Source organism: Brooklawnia sp., from assembly GCF_032229645.1.
Classification (GTDB): Bacteria; Actinomycetota; Actinomycetes; order Propionibacteriales; family Propionibacteriaceae; genus Brooklawnia.
Genome location: NZ_JAVTWX010000041.1, coordinates 1 through 2,079, shown reverse-complemented (window position 1 = coordinate 2,079; position 2,079 = coordinate 1). Strand labels below are relative to the sequence as shown.

At 66.5% G+C, this 2,079-nt stretch carries 2 protein-coding genes; both read left to right on the top strand.

The window, feature by feature from the left end; genetic code table 11:
• Positions 1 to 271 precede the first annotated feature (271 nt).
• Positions 272 to 1,294: an iron ABC transporter permease gene (locus AAFP05_RS02705; protein WP_341728318.1), complete on the top strand. Its 1,023-nt coding sequence runs from the start codon at positions 272 to 274 to the stop codon at positions 1,292 to 1,294.
• Positions 1,291 to 2,079: ABC transporter ATP-binding protein (locus tag AAFP05_RS02700; RefSeq protein WP_341728317.1), on the top strand; the 789-nt coding region annotated here is incomplete at its 3' end. The genes AAFP05_RS02705 and AAFP05_RS02700, both read left to right, overlap by 4 nt.

Here is a 2,079-nt window from a genome sequence, read left to right as displayed (position 1 = left end):
GGAATCCGCCGATGGACGAATAGTCGCCCTCGAAGTCAAGGCTGCCGCGACGGTCACGTCGGCGTCCGCCAGACACCTTGCCGATGCCCCGCCACCAGCCCCCAGAAGAAGACGTGTTAGCGTGACCTCGTCACGGCCCCAAAGGCTCGCGACTGCCGACGACCCGCGGAATCTACAACGGGTTAGGGTCGCCTAAGTTCTGCCACGCTGCGTGTGCGGCCCGCGAGCCTCACATGCGTCCCGACATCTTTGGGAGCTCGATCGAACCCTCATGGGCCAGACCATCGCCACGACCTCCGATTGGACGCGCCTATTGGCGCGGCGCAGGTTTCGTCCTGCCATTTTCGTCGTCCTGCTGGTGCTACTGGTGGCGGCCTTCGTCTACGGCGTGGGCACCGGCAGCATCCCACTGAGCCCGGAGCAGGTGTTCCAGGGCATCTTCGGGCCCGACGACTACGAATGGCACCGGGTGGTCTGGGATATCCGGCTGCCACGCGTGCTGCTGGCCGCCATGGTCGGCGCCAACCTCGCCACCTCGGGCGTGATTCTGCAAGCGATCATGGGCAATCCGCTCGCCGACCCCGGCATCATCGGTGTCTCCTCGGGTGCGGGCCTGTTCGGCATCGTCATCTTGCTGGCGTTCCCCAGCCTCTATCTGATGGTGCCGCTCTTCGCGTTCATCGGCGCCCTGCTCGCCTGCGTCATCATCTACATGCTGGCCTGGAAGGGTGGCATCCAGCCGATGCGCATCATCCTCGCCGGTGTGGCCGTCTCCACGCTGTGCGGCGCCGGGATCTCCGCGGTGATGGTGCTCTACTCCGACCGGGTGCAGAACGCCCTGCTTTTCATGAACGGTTCGCTGTCGATGCGCGGCTGGAGCGAGGTGCACACGCTGTGGCCCTACTGCCTGTTGGCCCTGACGGCCGCGCTGTTCTGCGTGCGACGGCTGGATGTCATCGTGCTCGGCGACGATGTCGCGCGCTCGATGGGCATGAATGTGCAGGCCAACCGGATCATGCTGACCGCGATCGCGGCGCTGCTGGCGGCCAGCGCGGTCAGCACCGTGGGTCTGCTCGGCTTCGTCGGTTTGATCGTGCCGCACATCATGCGGATGATCCTGGGCACCAACCACTCGTTCCTGGTGCCGGGCTCGATCCTTTTCGGCGCCGCACTGGTGATGTTCAGCGATACCCTCGCACGCACACTGTTCAGCCCGATCGAGATCCCGGTCGGCATCGCGATGGCGGTGCTGGGCGTGCCGTTCTTCCTCTTCCTGCTGAGGAGGGCGATGTGACCGCCATCCTGAGCGCGCGCGAGCTGCGGCTGAGCCTGGGCGGCCACGAGATCCTGCACGGTATCGACCTCGACTTCGAACCACACCGGATACACGCGATCCTCGGCCCCAACGGCTGCGGTAAGACCACCCTGATCAAGGCTCTTTGCGGGGCCGCCAAGCTCAGCCACGGCGAGGTCCGGCTGGACGATCAGCCGATCAGAAAGCTGAGCGCGTCCAAGCTGGCCCGCAAGATGGCGGTGGTCTGGCAGGGCGGACACACCACCGGCGATCTGACCGTGCAGCGTCTGGTGAGTTACGGACGCTACGCGCAGCTACCCTGGTGGCAGCTGCGTCCGTCGTCCCACGACGATGCGGTCGAGCGGGCGATGACCGCCACCGGCGTGCTGCAGATGGCCGACCGGCGCGTGGAGACGCTCTCGGGGGGCGAGCGGCAGCGGGTCTGGGTCGCTGCGGCATTGGCTCAGGAGCCCAAGCTGCTGCTGCTCGACGAGCCCACCACCTATCTCGACATCGCCCACCAGATCGACATCCTGGAGCTGGTGCGCGAGCTCAACCAGACGATGGGGCTGACCGTCATCGCCGTGCTGCACGACCTCACCCAGGCTGCGCGTTACTGCGACCGCTGCGTCGTGATGGGCGATGGACGCATCCTGCGCCAGGGCACTCCCGGGCAGGCACTGTCGTGGTCGGCAGTGGCCCAGGACTTCGCGGTCGATTCGTGGGTGACCAGCGATCCGGACGGTAAGCGTCCGGTCATTGCGCCGCGGCAGCGCATCCAGGCC